The organism is Flavobacterium chungangensis, from assembly GCF_042654045.1.
In the GTDB taxonomy this organism is placed as follows: domain Bacteria; phylum Bacteroidota; class Bacteroidia; order Flavobacteriales; family Flavobacteriaceae; genus Flavobacterium; species Flavobacterium chungangensis.
The window spans coordinates 217575-233766 of the sequence record NZ_JBHSFY010000002.1; the positions used below are offsets into that span (position 1 = coordinate 217575).

Consider the following 16192-nt stretch of genomic DNA (forward strand, 5'->3'; position numbering starts at 1 on the left):
ATATTTTATTCCAATATCTTGTTTTTAACTTCTTTACTGTAGTTTCTGCCTATCGGAATGTTGTAAGATTGTATTTGAACGCGGTTTCCTTCTATAGATTTCACCTTATTTAGTGCAATTACATAAGATTTATGTATTCTAAGGAAGCGATCTGCAGGCAATTCTTCAGATAAGGATGTAAGAGATTTATGTGTAATATAGGTTTTATCGGGAGTGACAACTTTTATATATTCCTTCATTCCTTCGACAAATAGAATTTCTTCAATATTAATTTTCATCATTTTTTTATCTACTTTGATAAAAATATGAGAATCTCCTTTTGCGGTTTCAATCTTGATATTGTTTTTAAGATTGTATTCGGTCGTGATTTTGTTGATGCATTTTATAAATCTTGGCAACGGAATTGGTTTTACCAAATAATCTAATACATCCAAATCATAACTTTCGGCAGCAAATTCTCTAAATGCAGTGGTAATAATAACTTTGGTTTTGTTTTCGATAAGACTAATAAGTTCAAAACCCGTCATCATGGGCATGTTAATATCTAAAAAGACGGCATCAACAGGAGTACTGTTTATAAAATCGAGCGCTTCTAGAGAATTATTGAATGTCGCAACAACTTCAAAATCTGTAAAATTGGTAAAATAATTTTGCAAGACTTTGATAGCTAGAGGCTCATCATCAATTAACACGCATTTAATCTTCATTCTGAGTTGGTATTTGCAATCTGATTATGTAGAAATTTAGTTTGGTTTGCTGTTTTAGGCTAAAATTGTTTTTGTAAATTAGCTTTAGTCTCTTTTTTGTATTAACGAGACCAATTCCTTTTTTTTGATTATGATTTTGTGAAATTACGAAATTATTTAAGATTTCAAAATCGAGTACTTTGTTGTTTATAACTTTGCAATTGATTTTTATTTTTAAATTTTTGTTGTTTAATCCACCGTGTTTAAATGCATTTTCGACCAAAGAAATAAAGATTAAAGGCGGTACAACAACATCTTCTATATTAGATTCTAAATTTATGGTCACTTCAACATTTTCAAAACGAAGTTTTTCGATTTCAATATAGTTCTGAATATAATCTATTTCTTTTATAAGCGGAACAAATTTGGTTCCTTTTACATCATACAAAACATACTCCATCAAATTAGAAAGTTTGATGATTACATCTGGAACTTTCTTTGATGATTCTAAAGATAAAGCGTACAGATTATTTAGTGTATTAAAGAAAAAATGAGGCTGAATCTGATTTTCGAGATATTTTAATTTTATTTTAAATTGATTTTCTCTCAATGATCTATTTCTTTCACGCTCTCTTAACCAGGTTAAAGTAAGATATACAGATGAAGCCATTGCTAGAACATACAATTCTCCTATGCAAACAGCAACAATGTGATTGATCTCAAAAGGATGGTATTCGCGATTTGCTTCTGGCCAGATATTTTCTGATATAATATAATAGGTTAGGGCCGTTTTGAGCAGATACATTACAAACAAGCTTACTAGAAGCAAAAAAGTATACAGGATGTATTTTTGTTTTAGTACATACTTGGGAACTAAAACAAATAAATTTAAATACACTAACGGAATAACTAGTGAGAATTCAATTACATTAGACTTAAATGCATAAGGATAATCATTAAAGTAAGCCCCCCATCTTAAAAAGTTTAAAGTAAAATATACTCCCCAAAACCAGATATGATTTTGAAGTTTAATATCAAATTTAACTTTTCGTATTTCTTTCAATTGGTTTTAAGTTATTTGCGTTTTTTTTGGTTTTTCTTAACAATATTGAAATATTGTGCAACTTTAAACAATTAACTGCAAAGAGCCAATTTTTTTGAATAAAATTTTGCAAAAAAAGGATATTTGTGCTTATTTTTTCTATTAGAACGTTTTCGTAAAGCGTATTATTGAATGTTTTGTGTCGTTCGTTTAAATTTTATTGCTGTTGGTTTAATTTATTTTTTTTAACAATGCCTTAAGAATAATTTTACATCATAACTAACAAAATAAAATAAACATGAAAAAAATTTTCTTAATCTTTATGATTGTTTTTACGGCGCAAGTTTCGCTTGCACAAGTAAAAAATGTCAAGGGTGTGATTACAGATTCTGATGGTATGCCATTACCTGGTGCTTCTGTTGCTGTACAAGGAGGTCAAAAAGGAACTACTACCGATTTTGACGGATTGTACACTATTGAAGTTCAAAAAGGTCAAAGTTTAGTTTTTACTTACGTAGGACTAGAGACTCAAACGATAGTTGTAGGAGATGCTGCTACAATTAATGTGAAGATGGTTCAAGGAGCTTCAAATGCATTAAATGAGGTTGTAGTAACTTCTTTAGGTGTTAAGAAAACAAGAAAATCTTTGACTTATGCAGCTCAAGAGCTTAAAGGAGAAGAGTTGACTCGTGTAAAAGATGCCAACGTTATTAATACAATTGCAGGTAAAATTGCGGGTGTTGCTGTAACAAAAAGTTCTGGAGGTACTGGAGGATCTACAAAAGTTGTAATTCGTGGTAACTCTTCTATCATGAACAGCCAGCCACTTTATGTTATTGATGGTATTCCTATGTATAATGGTACTTCAAATCAGCAAGGTAATACAAATGCGTCAAATGATTCATTTGGTAGCACTGCTGGAGGTAACCGTGACGGAGGAGATGTTATTTCTTTGATTAATCCAGACGACTACGAAGGAATGACTGTACTTAAAGGTGCAGCAGCTTCTGTATTATACGGATCTCAAGGAGCAAATGGGGTTATTTTATTGTCTTCTAAAAAAGTTAAAGAAAATACAGGAAATTTAGCTGTTTCTTCTGTTACTACTTTTGAATCTGTTCATTCATTACCAGAATTTCAGTATGAATATGGAACAGCGGATGCACAAAAATCTTGGGGAGGAAAAGTACAGTCGAATGATTTTGTAAAAGACTTCTTTAACACAGGAGTTACTCAAATTACTTCTGCTGCTTTTACAACGGGATCTGATATTTCTTCAACAAGTATATCTTATGCTAATACTACAGCTTCAGGAGTTATTGAAGGTAATGGCTTAAAGAAAAACAATTTTGGAATCCGTCAGACAGGTAAATTTTTCAACAATAAATTAACTGTTTCTGCTGATGCAAAATATACATCGCAAACAATTAATAACAGACCTGTAAACGGACTTTACTCAAACCCATTAACGGGAGTTTATTTGTTCCAAAGAGGAAATGACTTTAATTATTACAAAGATAATTTCGAAACATTTATTCCTTCTAGAAACCTATATGGCCAAAACTTTTACAGCGCACCAAATGCTGATATTTATGTTCAGAATCCTTATTGGTTAATCAACAGAAATAAATCTGTTGATAAAGATAATTTCTTCAACGGAAATTTAGCTTTAGAATACAAAGCAAACAATTGGTTAAGCATTGCTGCAAGATATAGCTATAATAGAGTTGAAAATGATTATGATAAAAAGATTTATGCTACAACCAATACTTCTTTATCTAATATAAACGGTAGATATATAAACGTTGCTAATTTAAGCACACAGCGTTATGGAGATTTGATTGCTAAAATTAATACTAATTTCAACGAAGATTTTAGCTTTAATGCTATCGTAGGAGCAAGTATCAATAATACATTAGCAAATCAACAGACTACTTTAGATTCTGGTATTGTTGGCGGGCTTGTAAATGCTAACTTGTTTACTTTGGGGAATTTTGCAAGTGCAAGTGGTTTAGATAACTTAAGCCTTCAGGCTACAGGTTCTTCAAGAGAGGTTCAATCAATTTTTGCTTCTGCAACTTTTGGTTATAAAAACATGTTGTACTTAGATGTTACAGGACGTAATGATTGGTCTTCTACTTTAGTAAATACTGATACTTCATCTTATTTTTATCCATCTGTAGGGGTTACTGCTCTTATTAGTGAAATGGCAACAATGCCAGAATGGATTAACTTCGGAAAAGTGAGAGGAACTTATGCTCAAGTGGGTAATGACGTTTCTGCTTTTGTGACTTCTCCAAAATCGACTATTCAAGGTGGTAATATTATTCCTCCTGTAGTAGGCCCAAGACCAGGTGAAGGATTGAAACCTGAATTGAAATCAGAATTTGAATTTGGTACTGAATGGAGAATGTTCAACAATAGATTAGGTTTTGAAATTTCTTACTACAACTCAGAAACTAAAAATCAATACATTCAAGTTCCGGCTCCGGCAACAAACCCTTACGGTTATACTTTCTACGGAATAAATGCTGGTAGTATAGAAAATAAAGGACTTGAAATTGTTGTTAGCGGTAAAATTATTGAAGGACAAAAATTTTCATGGGAAACTATGGTAAATTATTCTCACAATAAAAATAAAGTAAAAGAAATTCCAGAAGAATTAGGAGGTAAAATTCCATTAACTCCTGTAAATAATATTAACTACAGATACTCTTTAACAGAAGGAAGACCATTTGGTGTGATTGAAGGAAAAGGTATTGTAAGAAATGATAATGGAGAAATTGTTTTAGATGATAAAGGAAATTTAGCAGTTGAAGCTGATTTCCATGAAGTTGGTAATGCAAACCCTGATTTTATGTTAGGCTGGTCAAACACATTCAAATTTGGTTCTTTTACAGCTAACTTCTTGATCGATGGTCGTTTTGGAGGAGATGTAATGAGTATTACTGAAGGTATGAATGATTTTTATGGCGTATCAAAAAGATCTGCAGATGCTAGAAATGCTGGTGGTGTTGCTGTAAATGCAGTTATGCCTGATGGTACCAAAGTGACTAAAATAGATGCTCAAAAATACTATGAAGCTGTAGGTGGTCTTAACGGTGCTACTGCTGAGTATGTATATGATGCAACAAATGTAAGTTTAAGAGAGGTTTCGCTTGGATATACCTTCAATAAAAAAGCAATTCCATTTGTTAATACAGCAACTTTATCATTAATCGCAAGAAACTTATTCTTCTTTTATAAAGATGCACCATTCGATCCAAACATTGCTTTAAGTACAGGTCAGGGCTTACAAGGAGTTGATATTTATGGTTTACCATCAACAAGAAGTATTGGTCTTAATTTAAATGTAACTTTCTAATTAAAACATCATGAAAACAAATAATATAAAAAAATCACTAATCTGTCTTGGTCTTTTGGCCTTAGTTGGTTGTACAGATAATTTTGACGAGATTAATAGCAATCCTGATGGTTTTACTCAAGAGGAACTAACGCAAGACTTTAATCATATTAAAGGACCTTTCACTACGATGTTTGACAACGTGATGGTAAATGTACCAGGTTGGAAATATCAAGTGGCTATTGATTTATCGGGTAACACTTGGGGTGGATATACTACAGCACCAGGTTTTGACGGTAATAATAATCTTTCTTATGCGCTTGCTGATAACTGGAACCTTTGGGGTTGGGAAGCTATTTACACGCAAGTAATGGCAAATTACTTAAAAGTTGAAGCTGCATCTAAAGGAAAATATGATGAGTTTTATGCTTTAGCAACAATAGTAAAAGTACAAACTTTACATAAAGCAGCAGATTCATGGGGACCAATAGTTTATTCTAAATTAGGTACTACAGATGCAGCAATTGGTTATGATTCTCAAGAAGAAGCTTATGGCTTAATGTTTAAAGATTTAGATTTTGCTGTTGCGGAATTAACAAAAAGAATTGATGCAGGAGAAGTAAGTTCTTTTACAAAAATCGATCGTTCGACTTATAAAGGAGATTATACAAAATGGGTTAGATATGCAAACTCTTTACGTTTAAGATTAGCAATGCGTATTGTAAAAGCAAATCCAGCATTAGCTAAAGCGGAAGCTGAAAAAGCAGTTAACCAAAAATTTGGTGTAATGACAGTAAACGCAGACAGCTTTATTGTGAATAAAGATGTTTCGCAACACCCACTTAGAGTTGCTGCTTACGAATATAATGATAGCCGTATGTCTGCAGATATGGAGTCTATCATGGGAGGCTACAATGATCCTAGAATAAGTGTTTATTTTAAAACTTCAGAAGAGTTTCCGGGAGAATATAAAGGAATCCGTACAGGTGGTATTCTTGGTGATAAGTCAAAACACATTAATTTTTCGAATTTTGGTAAGATAATAGATGAAGACAAACAAGTTGTTTGGTTAAATGCAGCTGAGATTTACTTCTTAAGAGCAGAAGGAGCTTTAAGAGGCTGGAATATGGGCGGTGACGCTGCAACATTATACAAAGCAGGTATTACAGCTTCTTTTGAACAGCTTTCTGTAGGTGGTGCTGCTGATTATATTGCAAATAATGTAAAAACAGCTAAAGATTATGTAGATCCAGTTGCTCCATTCAATAGTGGTTTAGCGGTGAATAAAGTAACTGTTGCTTGGGATGATGCAGCAAGCAATGAAGTAAAATTACAAAAAATCATTACTCAAAAATGGATTGCTAATTTCCCTGACGGTATGGAAGCTTGGGCTGAACACCGTAGAACGGGTTATCCTAAATTATTACCAATTCTTAACAACCAAAGTGCTGGTGCAATTACAACTGAATATGGTGTAAGAAGAATCAACTTTGTTTCTACTGAAAAAGACGGAAACCCAGAAGGTCTTAAAACAGGTATTGCAAAACTTAACGGTCCTGACAATGGTGGAACAAGAACTTGGTGGGATGTTAACGCTCCAAATTTCTAAAAAAAACGAGAATATTAAGTTTGGTTAGTAGTATGGTATAGATGGCGAAAGCGATCTATACCATTCTTAAAACCAAAATGGTAATTACTACAAAAAAGAAAAGAAATGAAAAGTGCTTTAGAAATAAAACCTGATATTAGTTACAAAAGCGCGGGAAAATTTGAAGAAACTCGATTTGAGAAAATTCATATTGAAATCTTTAAAGGCTCGATTGATGCTTCTGTAATTGTAGCACAGGAAATTGCGCAGCTAATTAGATCTAAACAGGAGAAAAATAAATCTTGTGTTTTAGGTCTGGCAACAGGTTCTTCTCCTATTAAAGTTTATGAGGAACTAGTGAGAATGCACAGAGAAGAAGGACTTAGTTTTAGCAATGTAATCACCTTTAATTTGGACGAATATTATCCAATGACTAAGGAGAACAATCAGAGCTATCATTATTTCATGCATGAGCATCTTTTTAATCACATTGATATCAAATCTGAAAATATTAATATTCCTGACGGTACAGTAGCAATTGAGGAAATCAATCAATATTGTATCGATTACGAGATGAATATTAAAAATGCAGGTGGACTTGATTTTCAATTGCTTGGAATTGGTAGAACGGGACACGTTGGATTTAACGAGCCAGGTTCGCATATCAATTCAGGAACAAGAATTATTACCTTAGATCACATCACTAGAGTCGATGCTTCATCTGCTTTTAATGGTATCGATAATGTGCCGAAACGTGCCATAACAATGGGGGTTTCTACCATCATGAGGTCAAAACGTATTGTTTTGATGGCTTGGGGGCAAAATAAAGCAGACATTATAAAAAGAACAGTTCAAGGCGATATCAGTTCAGAAATTCCAGCAACATTTTTACAGAATCATCCAAACGCAACTTTTGTTTTAGATCAGTCGGCAGCTTCAGAGTTAACCCGTTTCAAAACGCCTTGGTTAGTTGGAGAATGTCTTTGGACTCCTGAATTAAAAAGTAAAGCGATTGTTTGGCTGTGTCAAAAAACAAAACAATCTATTCTGAAATTGACAGACCGCGATTATAACAATAACGGAATGTCTGATCTTTTGGCTCAAGAAGGTTCTGCTTATGATATGAATATTAATATGTTCAATATTTTGCAGCACACGATTACCGGATGGCCAGGAGGAAAACCAAACACAGATGATTCATTTCGTCCAGAAAGGGCAAATCCGGCAAAAAAGAGAATTATTCTTTTTAGTCCTCACCCAGACGATGATGTAATTTCTATGGGAGGAACGTTTTCGAAATTAATCAAACAAGGACACGATGTTCACGTGGTGTACCAGACCTCTGGAAATATTGCGGTTTCAGATGATGAAGCATTAAAATTTGCAGAAGTTGCCAGCGATTTTATCGGAAATGAAAAATCAGATATCAATTTCAAATCAGTAATCGAATTTCTAAATAACAAATCTGAAATTCAGATCGATTCTTTGGAAGTACGAAAATTAAAAGGATTGATTAGAAGAAGAGAATCTTACGGAGCAACAAGATATATTGGACTGAAAGATGAGAATACACACTTTTTAGATCTTCCTTTTTATGAAACGGGGCAAGTTAAAAAGAATCCGTTAGGGCCAGAAGATATTGCTATTGTAAAAAATATTATTGCAAAAATAAAACCGCATCAAGTTTTTGCTGCTGGAGATCTTGCAGATCCGCACGGAACACATGAGGTTTGTTTAAATGCCATTTTTGCAGCTTTAAAAGAACTTAAGCCAGAACCGTACATGGATGACTGCTGGTTATGGCTTTATAGAGGAGCTTGGCACGAGTGGGATATTCACGAAATAGATATGGCAGTTCCATTAAGCCCATCAGAGGTTTTGTTGAAACGTCATGCTATTTTACACCATCAGTCTCAAAAAGACAGGGTGATGTTTCAAGGTAACGACTCTCGTGAATTTTGGGTTAGGGCAGAAGATCGAAATAAAAATACAGCCATTTTATATGATGAATTAGGTTTGGCTGAATATGAAGCGATCGAAGCTTTTAAACGTTTTGATTACTAAAAATTTTTTCCGATTCATTTTAGAATGAATCAAATAGCAAAATTCAGATTGATCTCATAGCAAAGTGAGGTAAAAGCTGAAATCATTCTGAGTTTTGTTTTTTTTATAAATTTAGGATACTTATAAAAAACTATCCAACCAAAAAAAAGAAAAATGAAATATCTATTTGTACTATTATTTGCAGGTTTAACAGCAGGTGCTCAAGTCCAGAAGGAGCAGCTAAATCTTATGCCTTGGCCTCAGAATGTTGTTATTAATGAAGGTAATTTTAATTTAACTAAAAATTTTAAAGTAAACATTACAGGAAATCCAAACGCTAGAATATTTGGAGGAGTAACTCGTTTTTTGCGCCGCTTAGATGGTAGAACAGGTATATTTTTCGAACAAGGTTTTATTGAAAAACTAAATGAAGTTCCAAATGCAGAATTGCAGATCAATTGCACTAAAAGCGGTAAAATTGGTTTGTACGAAGACGAAAGTTATCATTTAGATATTACTTCTAATAAAATAACAATAAACGCTTCAAGCGATTTAGGAGCTTTACATGGTTTGGAGACATTGTTGCAGATGCTTCAAAACAACTCAAAATCTTTTTATTTTCCAGTTTCAAAAATTTCAGATTTCCCAAGATTTACATGGAGAGGTTTAATGATTGATGTTTCAAGACATTTTCAGCCAATTGACGTAATTAAAAGAAATATTGATGCATTGGCAGCTGTGAAAATGAATGTTTTTCACTGGCATTTGGTTGATGATCAAGGTTGGAGAATCGAAATGAAAAAACATCCAAAGTTTACTCAATTAGCTTCGGATGGAATGTATTATACACAAGAGGAAATTAAAAATATCGTAAAATATGCCGATGAGCGCGGTATTTTAATTGTTCCAGAAATAGATGTTCCAGGTCACGGATCTGCAATTTTAACGGCTTATCCAGAAATTGGCAGTAAAGTAATCACGCTGACAGGAGGAACATCCGAAAAAAATATTCAAGGTACAGCAATTGCTACCTATGGAATTGAAAGAAATGCGGGTATTTTTTCGCCAACATTAGATCCTTCAAATCCTAAAACATATCAATTATTAAGTGAAGTTTTTGATGAGGTTTGTCCATTATTTCCTGGCGCTTATTTCCACATTGGAGGAGATGAAAACGAAGGAAAAGATTGGGATGCAAATCCGAAGATTCAAGAATTCAAAAAGAAGCATAATTTAAAAACCAACCACGAATTGCAAACTTATTTTACAATGCAATTGGCACCGATGTTAAAGAAACACGGAAAGCAATTAATGGGTTGGGAAGAAATCTTGACAAAAGATTTATCTAAAGAAGCTATTGTACATTCTTGGAGAGGTCCAAATGAAGGAATGCCAGCAGGACAATCTTTAGTAGATGCAGTTAAAAAAGGATACAAAACCGTTCTTTCAAATGGCTATTATATCGATCTAATGTATCCAATAGCAAGCCATTATTTAAATGATCCGATGCCAAAAGGAGCTAATTTAACTAGCGACGAAAAAGCAAGAATCTTGGGTGGAGAAGCTACAATGTGGACAGAATTGGCTACACCAACAACCATAGATTCTAGAGTTTGGCCAAGAACAGCTGCTATTGCTGAAAGATTGTGGTCTGCAGAAGATGTAGTGGATGTAGAAAATATGCGCAAACGTTTAGAACAGATCTCTTTCAGATTAGAAGAGCTAGGCATTACGCACATTCGCAACAAAGATGTTATTTTAAGAAATATTGCCAACAATCAAAACATTCAGTCGCTTGAAGAATTTTCTAAAGTTAGTGAGCCTTTAAAAGGATATACGCGTAACAAAGGAGGAACAGAGTACCAGATGTATTCTCCGTTTACCTTGTTTGCAGATGCATGCGGACCAGATGCAAAAGATGCACTTGCGTTTGATGCTGCAGTAAATCAATATTTAGCAAATAAATCGGCTGATAATAAAGCAAAAGTAACGGCATTTTTTAATAAATGGATTACTGTAAATAAAGACTTAACAGCGCTAAGTGCCAATGCGCCATTAGTGCAGCCAATTTTGCCTTTGTCAAAAAAATTAAGTGATGCATCGCAAGAATTATTGCTTGTATTAGATAATAAATCGACTTTAAAACCACCAGATTTAAAAAGTCTAATAGAGCAATGCAATACAAAAGATCATGCTGACGTAGAATTGTCAGTTTATGAGAGTTTAAAGAAACTAATATAAATTTTGGTTGAGTTAGTGTTTTAGAGTTACATTAATCAGGCTTTTAATTATCTCTGCCGGAGTTCCTCGGTAGAGATAGTTATAGCCAAGATTTCAGAAGTAAACAGCACTTAACTTAATTCAATAATAAAAATATAAGCCATGAGACTAGTATTAACCTTTAAAACCAAATAGAAGAATTAGAATACCACAAAACATGACAAAAAACGAGAGTATAGATTGATGATTAGTCCCAAATTTATCATTTGTATTTAAGATTAATTTTTAGAATTATAAATAAATATCAATCACTGCTATTTACTAATGATTATGAATGAATCAGTAATAGTAATATTTATCTATAGAATGTAATTTGAGTTTATTTCCAATCGACCGCGGGGTTCCAATCTGCAGTTGAGCGAAACCCAGAAGATTTTAAAAGCTTCTGTGGCCCAATTATTTATTTTCTATTAACTAATATTTATTAACTATGAAACATTATTACAGATTGCTCTTTTTGTTATTGTTTCCCTTACTAGCGTTGGCTCAACCAGCTCACGGAAAAAAAGTAGTGGGGTATTATGCGCAATGGTCTATCTATGCTAGGGATTTTAATGTTCCTAAAATTGATGGAAGTAAAATAACGCATTTAAATTATTCTTTTTATGGCACAACTTATGATCCTGCCCATCCAGAGAATACCAAGTTAAAATGTTTAGACACTTATGCTGATTATGAGCATATGGAAGGCGGCATTCCGTGGGATGCGCCAGTAAAAGGAAACTTTTATGATTTAATGAAATTAAAAGAAAAGTATCCGCATTTAAAAATTCTAATTTCTGTTGGAGGCTGGACAAAAGGACAAGATCTTTCTCCAATTGCTGCAAGTCCTGTAGCAAGAGCAGCTTTAGCAGCAGATATGGCAAACTTTATTACTACGTATCCTTTTATTGACGGTTTTGATATCGATTGGGAATATCCTCTTTCGGGCGGGACTGACGGTACAGAAATAGTAAATGGCGCGCCTGTTCCTCCGCAAAAATACAGTCCTGACGACAATAAAAACTTAGTGCTTTTATTGAAAGCAATGCGTCAGGCAATGCCAAATAAATTGGTTACCATTGCTGCAGGAAACAATGTTAGAAACGTTGCTAAACAGTATTTAGGACCAAATAACAGAGCGCAGTATGGCATGAGCGAAGATATTTCGACTTACTGTGATTATATTACTTACTTCGGATATGATTTTGGAGGAAACTGGTATGATAAAACATGCTATAATGCTCCTTTATATGCAAGTGGAAATCCAAACGATCCGTTGTATGGCGCAACGCAATCAGAATCATTAGACGAATTAACCAATCAATATCTAAACGTAATTGGTTTTCCTGCCAATAAATTAATCATGGGATTGCCTTTTTACGGAAAAAAATTCGATAATGTTGCTGCAAATTCAACAAACGGATTATTTGTTGCAGCACCAAGATATGTAGTTCCTGGATGTACAAATCCGCAAAACCCAACCGGAACATGGGATGGTTCGGGAGCTTGTGAAAAATCTGGAAGTATCGAAATCTGTGATTTAGTTGGAAATCCAGTTACCAATTCGCATGCTTATTTAGATCCAAACACGATGATGGTTACGGCATCTGCGGCTTCGGCAGGATGGGTTCGTTATTTTGATAATACGACTAAAGTTCCTTATTTATATAATGCTACTAGAAAAGAGTTTATTTCTTATGAAGATAAACAGTCAATGGACTTAAAAGTGCAGTATATAAAATCGAAAAACTTAGCAGGAGGTATGATTTGGGAATTATCTCAAGATACCAGAGGTGCAATTCCGAATTCATTATTAAACCAAGTGGATGTTTCTTTCGGTAGCGTTGTTCCAGGAACAGTAAGTATTTCTGGTTCTGTAAAAAACGGATCGACTTTGGTTACCAATGTTACTGTTGAATTACGTAATGCATCTAATGCCGTTATCCAGACAGTAGTTTCTCAAACAGGAAACTTTGCATTCAATAATTTAACTTCAGGACAAAACTATTCGCTTACAGCATTAAAAGCGAGTTATACCTTTGTTCCAGTATCGCTAAATAATGTAACAGTGAATCAGACGGCAGTTGTAATTAACGGAACACAGCCAACTTATACTGTAAGCGGAACAATTGTAGACGGAAGTGGTCCAGTTTCTGGTGTAACCGTTTCAGCAGTTTCTGGAAGCACAACTTTGACAGCAGTTTCAAATGCAAGTGGGGCTTACAGCGTTGCAGGTTTAACAGCAGGTTTAAACTTCACGGTTACAGCTTCAAAATCTGGATTTTCTTATACACCAGCTTCAACAGTTTACAATGCAATTGATGCCAACAAGACGTTGAATTTCACTCAAGGCGCAGCGGTTGTAACGTACACCGTAAGCGGAACAGTTCTTAACGGAAGTACTGCAGTTTCTGGCGTAGCCGTTACGGCGGCTTCTACAGCAGGAAATGTTACGGCAACAACTAATTCAAGTGGGGCATATTCATTGACTTTAGCTTCGGGCGGAAATTATACTGTAACTGCAGCTTTAACAGGACAGACATTTACACCGGCGTCGACAGTTTATTCTAATTTGAATGCCAATAAAACATTAAACTTTGCTCAAGATGTTGCAACGACTTCAAGTAAAATTAGCGGAACAGTTAAAAACGGAACAACTCCAGTTTCAGGAGCGAAAGTAGAATTGGTTTTACCTTGGACAGATAATGCACATCCGTGGAAAAGTGTTCTGGCAACCACAGATGCACAAGGGAAATACAGTTTTGATAATTCAGTTATAGACGGTTATACAACTATTACAAGTTTAAAACTAAATACTTGGTCAAACGGAGAAGTTAATTATTATCCAAATAATCTAGCCAATTTTGCAGTTCCTGCAAGTCCAACAACGTACAACTTTAATACAAGTTCAACGGCTAGAGTAGCATTAGCGGCAGCTACAAACTTAATCAGCGGAACGGTGAAAAACGGTTCAACGCCTGTAGCGAATGCAAAAGTGGAATTGGTGGTGCCTTGGACAGACAATACACACAACTGGAAAAGTGTTCTAGCGACAACAGATGCATCAGGAAATTACGCTTTTGATGATTCAGTTGTAGCAGGTTATACGCAAATTTTAAGCTTGAAATTAAATTCGTGGCAAAACGGAGAAGTAGCTTATTACCCAAATAATCTGGCAAACTTTGCTGTTCCTACAACGCCAACAGTTTATAATTTTAATACACAAACAACGGTTGTAACTAAGCCAGTGGTTGCTATTACAGCACCAACAGCTTCGGCAATTGCTATAAATTTAGGTTCGGCAATTAACTTTGTTGCCAGTGTTGGATTAAGTGCTACAGATGCCACTACAATTTCATCTGTTGTATTTAGTTTAGACGGACAAAGCATAAGCGCGACCAATTCTTCAGGAACTTATACAGCGGTTTGGACACCAGTAGCAAATCAGTTTGGAGTTTCTCATACCTTAACTGTTACAGCTACCGCATCAAACGGAACAACAGATTCAAAAACATATACTTTTACATTAAATTGTTCAGGTGCAAATTGTCCAAATTCATTACCTGTAATCACTTGGAATTCACCATCAAATACTACTGTATACCAAAGTTCTTTCCAAGCTGTGCCAATTTCAGTTACAGCGGTTGATAGTGACGGAACAGTTTCTGGTGTTACCATTACAATAAATGGAGGCACATTTAATATGACAGCAGGAACAAATAATAGGTATACATATAATTTTACACCAACTGCATATCAGGATTATCCAATTGTAATTAAAGCAACCGATAATAAAGCTGCGGTAACTACATTAAACAATACTATTAAAATTGCTACGATAAGTGGTAATAGATTTATTCCGCTTCCATCTAAAATTATTTTAGGATACGCACATTCTTGGGAAAATACTGCTGCTCCATTTTTATATTTTTCTCAAATGGTGGGAAGTAAATTTAATGTAGTTGATTATTCTTTCGTAGAAACGGTTAATCGCGATGGTTACACACCAATACTAACAACAAACGATGCGAGATATTTGACTAATGGTGTTTTCAATAAACAGTTGTTGAAAAACGATATAAAAGCCTTAAGAGATAGCGGTGTTCCTGTTATTGTTTCTATTGGAGGTCAAAATGGTCATGTTGTTTTAGACAATGTAACTCAGAAAAATATTTTTGTTAATGGTCTAAAAGCAATCATCGACGAGTATCAATTTGATGGAGTTGATATTGATTTTGAAGGCGGATCGATGAATTTTAGCGCAGGAGGTTTAAGAGATATTTCGTATGCGGGTATTTCTGCTTATCCAAGATTGAAAAACGTAGTTGATGCTTTCAAAGAATTAAAAGCCTACTATGGCCCTGGATTTTTATTGACTGCGGCGCCAGAAACACAATATGTACAAGGAGGATATACTACTTATACAGATACTTTTGGTTCGTTCTTGCCAATTATTCAAAACTTACGCAACGAGTTAGATTTGCTAGCGGTACAATTGTATAATACAGGAGGAGAAAACGGATTAGATGGTCAATATTATGGCACGGCTAAAAAAGCAAACATGGTTACAGCCTTAACGGATATGATCATAAAAGGGTATAACATTGCTTCAACAGGAATGCATTTTGATGGATTGCCAGCTTCAAAAGTTCTTATTGCATTACCAGCTTGTCCGAGTGCAGCAGGTAGCGGTTATTTGACTCCGACAGAAGGAATTAATGCTATGGATTATTTAAGAAACGGAACGAATTTCTCAGGAAGAACATACACTATGCAGCCAGGCGGACCATATCCTTCTTTAAGAGGTTTAATGACTTGGTCTGTAAACTGGGATGCTTCTTCTTGCGGTAATTCATCTGAATTGTCTAAAGCGTACGCAGCTTATTTTGCATCGCAAGCCACAGCAAAAACATTAGTTCTTGAAGATATTTCAGCAGAAAGCAATACGACTGTTGCCTATTTTAGAAACAATACCTTATCAGTATCTAATGAAACAGAAGACATTGCTCAGGTTGATGTATTCAATACGATAGGACAAACTGTTACAAGTTCTAGAAATATTCAAAACAACAAAGAAGTATTGCTTCATAGTCCAAGTTTTGCTAGTAGACAAATTTTTGTCGTGATCGTAACAGATAAAGCTGGACATAAAAAGTCATTGAAAGTAATGAACTTTTTAAACTAAAAAAAGAATTGAAAATTTAGAAATAAAAAACGGGACGGTTAAA

7 protein-coding genes are annotated in these 16192 nt (G+C 34.4%); 5 read left to right on the forward strand and 2 right to left on the reverse strand.

Annotated features, from left to right (window positions below; all coding sequences use genetic code 11):
* Window positions 1-5 precede the first annotated feature (5 nt).
* Together ACFO3N_RS04110 and ACFO3N_RS04115 are read right to left on the reverse strand one after the other, a co-directional pair.
* A complete protein-coding gene (locus tag ACFO3N_RS04110) occupies window positions 6-707 on the reverse strand; it encodes a LytR/AlgR family response regulator transcription factor (RefSeq protein ID WP_095930523.1) in 702 nt (233 codons plus the stop codon).
* Complete coding sequence (locus ACFO3N_RS04115; protein WP_379795411.1) at window positions 697-1749, reverse strand: sensor histidine kinase; 1053 nt, start codon at window positions 1747-1749, stop codon at window positions 697-699. The genes ACFO3N_RS04110 and ACFO3N_RS04115 overlap by 11 nt, the downstream gene beginning before the upstream one ends.
* 277 nt (window positions 1750-2026) lie before the next feature.
* On the opposite strand from ACFO3N_RS04115, the gene ACFO3N_RS04120 reads away from it, so the two are divergent.
* The 5 genes from ACFO3N_RS04120 (at window position 2027) to chiA (ending at window position 16149) form a co-directional block, all read left to right on the forward strand.
* The gene (locus tag ACFO3N_RS04120) at window positions 2027-5092 is read left to right on the forward strand and encodes a SusC/RagA family TonB-linked outer membrane protein (protein ID WP_379795413.1); all 3066 of its coding nucleotides are present in this window, start codon (window positions 2027-2029) and stop codon (window positions 5090-5092) included.
* 10 nt (window positions 5093-5102) lie between these two features.
* Window positions 5103-6680, forward strand: a complete 1578-nt coding sequence (locus tag ACFO3N_RS04125; protein ID WP_379795415.1) for a RagB/SusD family nutrient uptake outer membrane protein — start codon at window positions 5103-5105, stop codon at window positions 6678-6680.
* A 105-nt stretch (window positions 6681-6785) separates the two neighbouring features.
* Window positions 6786-8723, forward strand: a complete 1938-nt coding sequence (gene nagB / locus ACFO3N_RS04130; protein WP_379795417.1) for a glucosamine-6-phosphate deaminase — start codon at window positions 6786-6788, stop codon at window positions 8721-8723.
* A 153-nt stretch (window positions 8724-8876) separates the two neighbouring features.
* Window positions 8877-10943, forward strand: a complete 2067-nt coding sequence (locus ACFO3N_RS04135) for a beta-N-acetylhexosaminidase (protein WP_379795419.1) — start codon at window positions 8877-8879, stop codon at window positions 10941-10943.
* 469 nt (window positions 10944-11412) lie between these two features.
* Complete coding sequence (chiA, locus tag ACFO3N_RS04140; RefSeq protein ID WP_379795421.1) at window positions 11413-16149, forward strand: T9SS-translocated chitinase ChiA; 4737 nt, start codon at window positions 11413-11415, stop codon at window positions 16147-16149.
* Window positions 16150-16192 lie beyond the last annotated feature (43 nt).